Source organism: Xanthobacter sp., from assembly GCF_041911315.1.
GTDB classification, from domain to species: Bacteria; Pseudomonadota; Alphaproteobacteria; order Rhizobiales; family Xanthobacteraceae; genus Xanthobacter; species Xanthobacter aminoxidans.
In genome coordinates this window covers 123,852-130,175 of the sequence record NZ_JAYRPE010000059.1, presented here as the reverse complement: position 1 = coordinate 130,175, position 6,324 = coordinate 123,852, and the positions used below count along the sequence as shown (strand labels likewise).

The 6,324-nt window shown below is 69.2% G+C and carries 7 protein-coding genes and 1 pseudogene; 5 read left to right on the top strand and 3 right to left on the bottom strand.

Translation table 11 applies throughout. From position 1 onward, the window contains the following. The 5 genes and pseudogenes from ACE3QW_RS17815 to ACE3QW_RS17795 form a co-directional block, all read left to right on the top strand. Positions 1–273 (top strand): annotated as a pseudogene (locus tag ACE3QW_RS17815) (hypothetical protein); the annotation flags it as partial. Between the two features lie 4 nt (positions 274–277). Continuing rightward, entirely contained in the window at positions 278–757 is a 480-nt protein-coding gene (locus ACE3QW_RS17810; protein WP_374252902.1) for a DUF429 domain-containing protein, read from the top strand. After that, complete coding sequence (locus ACE3QW_RS17805; protein WP_374252910.1) at positions 640–1,029, top strand: DUF429 domain-containing protein; 390 nt, start codon at positions 640–642, stop codon at positions 1,027–1,029. The genes ACE3QW_RS17810 and ACE3QW_RS17805 overlap by 118 nt, the downstream gene beginning before the upstream one ends. 84 nt (positions 1,030–1,113) lie before the next feature. After that, positions 1,114–2,640 (top strand): acetyl-CoA hydrolase/transferase family protein, encoded by a 1,527-nt coding sequence (locus ACE3QW_RS17800; protein ID WP_250165407.1) that lies wholly within the window; start codon positions 1,114–1,116, stop codon positions 2,638–2,640. A 129-nt stretch (positions 2,641–2,769) separates the two neighbouring features. After that, positions 2,770–4,269, top strand: a complete 1,500-nt coding sequence (locus tag ACE3QW_RS17795; RefSeq protein WP_374252900.1) for a phosphomannomutase/phosphoglucomutase — start codon at positions 2,770–2,772, stop codon at positions 4,267–4,269. 36 nt (positions 4,270–4,305) lie between these two features. Here ACE3QW_RS17795 and ACE3QW_RS17790 read toward each other — a convergent pair whose 3' ends face one another. From ACE3QW_RS17790 to ACE3QW_RS17780, 3 genes are read right to left on the bottom strand one after another with little or no spacing between them, the layout of a single operon-like run. Continuing rightward, positions 4,306–4,617 (bottom strand): HigA family addiction module antitoxin, encoded by a 312-nt coding sequence (locus ACE3QW_RS17790; RefSeq protein ID WP_374252898.1) that lies wholly within the window; start codon positions 4,615–4,617, stop codon positions 4,306–4,308. Positions 4,618–4,626: 9 nt separating this feature from the next. Next, positions 4,627–5,571: a sugar kinase gene (locus ACE3QW_RS17785; RefSeq protein ID WP_374252896.1), complete on the bottom strand. Its 945-nt coding sequence runs from the start codon at positions 5,569–5,571 to the stop codon at positions 4,627–4,629. 57 nt (positions 5,572–5,628) lie between these two features. Next, complete coding sequence (locus ACE3QW_RS17780; RefSeq protein ID WP_374252894.1) at positions 5,629–6,324, bottom strand: lysozyme inhibitor LprI family protein; 696 nt, start codon at positions 6,322–6,324, stop codon at positions 5,629–5,631.

Here is a 6,324-nt window from a genome sequence, read left to right as displayed (position 1 = left end):
CCGCCCTCGAACTCTCCGCCCTCCAATTATCCCCCCGGCGCCGTGGGCGGTGCCCCGGCGCGCGCCTCAGCACCGCCGCCGGCGCCTCCGCCGTCCGCGCCGCAGAAGGGCGGCCTGCCGCCGGGCTGGCAGGTGGGGCCGCAGGGCATCCCCGTGTCGTCCGCCGCGTCCAGCAATCCCGAGACCGGCTCCATCAAGCGCAAATATTACGCGGCGCCGATCCCGCAGCCCTCCACCATTCCCCTGCCCAAGGCCAAGGCCGGGGAGGACTGAGGGCATGACCCTGCGTCTCGCCGGCATCGACGGCTGCCGGGGCGGCTGGGTGGTCGCCCGGTGGGACGGCGCCGGCCGGCTCGATCTGATCCGGGTGGCGCGGGTCGAAGCCCTGTTCGACGCGCCGGACGCCCCCGCCATTGCGTGCGTGGACATGCCCATAGGGCTGCCCGAAACCAGCGAAGTCGGCGGGCGCGCAGCAGAGCGGGCGGTGCGCCCCCTGCTGGACAAGCGGCAATCCTCTGTTTTCGCCGTGCCGGCCCGGGCGGCTGTCATGGCCGGCCTGGGGCCGGCAGACGAGCGGGAACGCTTCGCTGCCGCCTGCGCCGCGGCGCTCGCGCATTCGAGCCCGCGCGCAAGGTCTCCATCCAGTGCTTCAACCTCTTCCCCAAGATCACCGAGCTGGACGAACTGTTGCTGCGCCGGGCGGAGCTGCGGGACCGCCTCGTCGAGTGCCACCCGGAGGTGTCGTTCCGCATCATGAACGGCGCGCCGCTCGATGTGGCGAAGAAGGTGAAGAGCCGGCCGTACCCGCCCGGTCTCGACCTGCGCATCGGCCTCCTCGCCCGCGCCGGCGTGCCAATCGATCTGCTAAATGGGAAGACCGCGGCTGCGCTGGGCGCAGGGCTCGACGATCTGGTGGATGCCTGCGCCTGCGCGGTCACCGCCAAAAGAGTGTTCGAAGGCAACGCCTTGCGCTATCCCGATCCGCCGGAGCGCGATGGCTTCGGCCTGCCAGTGGCCATCACCGCCTGAGCCGCCTTCCCTTTAAGTCGAATTCCGGTGGCCCTGCGCGCCTCGCTATGCGCAAGGGATTGTCTCCACGACGGAATTGCCGACATGCCCGAGAACCGCATCCGCCTCTCGTCCTTGCGTGACAGGATCGTCCCGGCCGAGGAGGCCGCGGCGCTCATCGGCGACGGCATGATCGTGGGCATGAGCGGCTTCACCCGCGCCGGCGAGGCGAAGGCCGTGCCCATGGCGCTGGCCGCCCGCGCCAATGCCGCCCATGCGCGCGGCGAGCCGCTGCGCATCACCCTCATCACCGGCGCCTCGCTGGGCAACGACCTCGACAAGCAGATGGCGGAGGCGCACCTGCTCTCCCGCCGCATCCCGTTCCAGTCCGACCCGGCCCTGCGCAAGGCGATCAACGCCGGCGAGGTGATGTTCGTCGACCAGCACCTGTCCGAGACGGTGGAGCATTTGCGCACCAACCAGCTGGGCCCCATCGACGTGGCGGTGATCGAGGCGGTGGGCATCACCGCGTCCGGCGGCATCATTCCCACCACCTCGGTGGGTAATTCGGCCACCTTCGCCATCCTGGCGAAGAAGGTCATCGTCGAGATCAACCTCACCCAGCCGGCGGAGCTGGAGGGGCTGCACGACATCTACATCCCCACCCGCCGCCCGTTCCGCGAGCCGATCCCGGTGGTGACGCCGGAAAGCCGGGTGGGCCTGCCCTTCATTCCCGTCGACCCGGAGAAGATCGCCGCCATCGTGGTGACGCGGAAGCTCGATTCCGCCTCCAACGTGCTGCCGCCGGACCCCGAGACTGCCGCCATCGCCGGCCATCTCATGGAATTCCTGAAGCACGAGGTGAAGCTCGGCCGCATGACGAACCGCCTGCAGCCGCTGCAGGCCGGCATCGGCACCATCGCCAACGCGGTGATGCACGGCTTCATCGAGAGCCCGTTCTCAGACCTCACCATGTATTCCGAGGTGCTCCAGGATTCGACCTTCGACCTGTTCGACGCCGGCAAGCTGAACTTCGCCTCCGGCTCGTCCATCACCCTGTCGAAGCCGAAGTACGACCAGGTGATGCCGCGCATCACCGACTACAAGTCGCGCCTCATCCTGCGGCCGCAGGAGATTTCCAACCATCCTGAGATCATCCGCCGCCTCGGCCTCATCGGCATCAACACGGCGCTGGAATTCGACATCTACGGCAACGTCAATTCCACCCATGTGGGCGGCACCCACATGATGAACGGCATCGGCGGCTCCGGTGATTTCGCCCGCAACGCCTATCTCTCGGTGTTCGTCACCAAGTCCATCGCCAAGGGTGGCGCGCTGTCCTCGGTGGTGCCCATGGTGAGCCATGTGGACCACACCGAGCATGACGTGGACATCCTCGTCACCGAGGTCGGCCTTGCGGACCTGCGCGAGCTGGCCCCGCGCGAGCGGGCGCGCGTCGTCATCGCCAATTGCGTCCATCCGCTCTATCGCGATGCGCTGTCGGACTATTTCGAGCGGGCCACGGCGCGCGGCGGGCACACCCCGCACATCATCGAGGAGGCCCTCGCCTGGCACGTGCGGGCGCGGGAGGAGGGCACCATGCTCCCGGAAATGACACGGAAGATCGCGTGACCGCCACGGCGGCGTCACCGTGCTGCCGCTGCGAGGGGAACTAATCCCAAGCGCAGCCGTTCGTTCGGTCACGAATCCGTGCTATCTCGCGACCGCGAAATTTTGCGTGCCTGCGGAGGAATGGTCCCCATGTTCCCGACGCCGAAGCCGGTCCTGACGCCCAATACCTACGCCTACGAGTCCGAGCCCATGGTGAAGCCGACCGGCTTCCGGGAGTATGACGCCCGCTGGTTGTTCCAGAAGGAAATCAACCTGATGGGCGTGCAGGCCCTCGGCATGGGCCTGGGCACGCTGATGCACGAGATGGGCGTCAAGCCCGAGATCGTCACCGGCCACGACTTCCGCTCCTATTCCTCCTCCATCAAGCTGGCGCTGGTCTCCGGCCTCATGGCGGCGGGCATCAAGGTGCACGACATCGGCCTTGCCATGTCGCCCATGGCCTATTTCGCCCAGTTCGCGCTGGAGGTTCCCGCCGTGGCGATGGTCACCGCCTCGCACAACGACAATGGCTGGACCGGCGTGAAGATGGGCGTGAACCGCCCGCTCACCTTCGGACCGGATGAGATGAGCCGGCTGAAGGACATCGTTCTGTCGGCTAAGTTCGACCTGAAGGGCGGCGGCGCCTATGTGTTCGTCGAGAACTTCCCCGAGGTCTACATCAAGGACCTCACCAACCGGCCGAAGCTGAAGCACCCCATCAAGGCGGTGGTGGCCTGCGGCAACGGCACGGCCGGCGCCTTCGCCCCGAAGATCCTCGAGGCGCTGGGCGTCGAGGTGGTGCCGCTCGATACCGAGCTGGATCACACCTTCCCCAAGTACAATCCGAACCCCGAGGACATGGAGATGCTCCATGCCATGCGGGACGCGGTGCTGGAGCACAAGGCGGACGTGGCCCTCGGCTTCGACGGCGACGGCGACCGCTGCGGCGTGGTGGACAACACCGGCGAGGAGATCTTCGCCGACAAGGTGGGCGTGCTGCTCGCCCGCGACCTCGCCAAGCTCTATCCCAACTCCACCTTCGTGGTGGACGTGAAGTCCACCGGCCTGTTCGCCACCGACCCCGAGCTGATCAAGCTTGGCGTGAAGGCGGACTACTGGAAGACCGGCCATTCCTACATGAAGCGCCGGGTGAACGAGACCGGCGCGCTGGTGGGCTTCGAGAAGTCCGGCCACTACTTCTTCAACAAGCCGGTGGGCCGCGGCTATGACGACGGCCTCGTCTCCGCCATCGCCGTGCTCGACATGCTGGACCGCAATCCCGGCAAGAAGCTCAGCGAGCTGCGCGAGGCGCTGCCCAAGACCTGGTCCTCGCCCACCATGTCCCCCCACTGCGCGGACGAAGCCAAGTACGGCGTCGTCGCCAAGGTGGTGGAGCATTACGAGAAGCTGGCGGCTGAAGGCGCGACCGTCACCGGCCAGAAGATCCGCGACCTAGTGACGGTGAACGGCGTGCGCGTCACCTGCGAGGACGGCTCCTGGGGCCTGCTGCGCGCCTCCTCCAACAAGCCCGAGCTGGTGGTGGTGGTGGAAAGCCCGGTCTCCGAGGCCCGCATGCGCGAGATGTTCAAGGAGATCGACGGCGTGCTGCGCCAGCACCCCGGCATCGGCGAATACAACCAGACCATCTGAGGCGGCGCGTCGCCTCGGATATTGGGTGGCCAGGGATCAGGCGGCCGGAGCCAACGGCTTCGCCCGCTCGATCCGCGCCCGCTCCTCCGGCGAGTTCAGCGTCTGCCAGAGATCGGTGCGGCGCTGGACGTTCAGCCAGAAATCGGCGCTGTTACCGAACACCCGCGCCAGAATGAGCGCCGTCGCGGCCGTGACCGAGCGGCGCTCGTTGCACAGTTCGTTGACGTGCTTCCTCGGAACGCCCATCGCCTCGGCCAGCGCCGCCTGGGTGAGGCCGAGCGGCTCAATGAATTCCTCCACGAGGATTTCGCCGACCCCTGCCGGCTTGCGCTTGGTCATCTTTCGCATTTGTGCCCCTCAATGCGCCGTCGCGCCCTCCTGCGCGGCGCGGGGGATGATGGCGCCGCGGTGCATGATGACCTCGGCGGCGAGGCGGTGGCCGGTCTGGGCGGCGGCTTCCGGCGTCGCGCCGGCGATGCGGGCGGCGAGGTAGCCGGCATTGAAGCTGTCGCCGGCGCCCGTGGTGTCGAGGGGGGAGACGGTGCGCTCCACCGGCACCTCCACGGTGCGGCCCTCGGCATGGACCAGCGCGCCGCCGGCCCCGTTCTTCACCACCACCTCGCTCACCCCGTAGGTGGTGATGCGCTCGATGGTGGCGGCGGGGGAGGCATCGCCCCACAGGGCCGCCTCGTCCTCGAAGGTGGGCAGCGCCATGGAGGAGCGCTTCAGCGCCTCGGCGAACACGGTGCGGGCGCGGGAGAGATCGCCGCCCCAGCCGCGCGGCCGGAAATTGCCGTCGAACACCCGCCAGGCCGGCGGACCTGAGCGGCTGTCGCCGGTTCCGCCCGCCATCTCCAGCGCGGCGAGGAAGCGGCCGAGCCCCTGGTTGGAATAGAGCGACAGGGTGATGCCGGAGAAATAGACCGCGCCCGCCCCCACCAGCGCCGCCGCCACCTCCTGCCAGCCGTCCGCCTCGAACAGGGCGCGGGCGGGGGAGGTGTCGCGCCAGTAATGGAAGCTGCGCTCGCCGGCATTGTCGGTGGTGATGAGATAGAGGCCGGGAACCTTGCCGTTGACGCGCGGGATCAGGCTCATGTCCACGCCCTCCGCCGCGCCGAGGGCGAGGATGTCGCCGGAGAAGGCGTCGTCGCCGAGGGCGGTGGCGTAGGCCACGTCCACGCCGGCCCGGGCGAGATAGACGGCGGTGTTGAAGGTGTCGCCGCCGAAGGCGAGGCCGAAGCGCCCGTCGGAACCGCGGGCGAGTTCCACCATCACCTCGCCCACACAGACCACTTTCGCCACGGGTGCCTCCGTTATCGTGCCCTGCGCCGGGCGCCGGACCCTATCATAGGGAAAGGCTCAATCCACCGGCGGCGGCACCGGGTGGGTCCAGGTGCCGTCGCGCGGCGCCGGGCCACTGGGGCCGGGCTTGGCGGCGTCGGCGCCCTCGGGCTGGGGCGTGCCGTAGCGGGCGCGCAGATCGGCGGCGCGGCCGCGATTGGCGGCGATGAGGCAGAGGGAGCGCTGCTCGAAATTGCCGATGCCCCGCGGCCCCTCGAACGGCGCGACGCCCTGGCAGTCGAGATTGCGGAACAGCAGGAAGCGCGATTGCGCCTCGTCGAGCTGGGTCTTCCAGCGGGCGCGCTGGGTGCCTTGCAGGTCGGTGCGCGCCTCGATGACGGTGAAGGCGTTGGCCAGCTCCGCCTCCAGCGCCTGCTCGGAGGTGCGGGTCACGTCATAGAGGCAGCGATTGTATTGCCCGCCGGACACCTTCTCGCGCGGGCAGGAGACGACCACCTTCCAGCGCTCCGGCGTCGCCGCATCGCCGTCGGCGCGGGCAGTGGCCTGGCGCGCCTGGGACGGGCCCGGCGGCAGGTCCGCATCGGCGGGAACGGCCGGTTCCGGCTCGGGCTCCGGCAGAGCGGGGGCGACCATGGGGGCGGGACCCTCCGGCGGCGGGCGCGTCAGCACCAGCAGCACGGGAGAGAAGGCCAGCAGCACGAGGGCGAGGGCGAGAAGCGCCCGCCGGCCCGTCCACCGCCGCGCCGCCCCCAC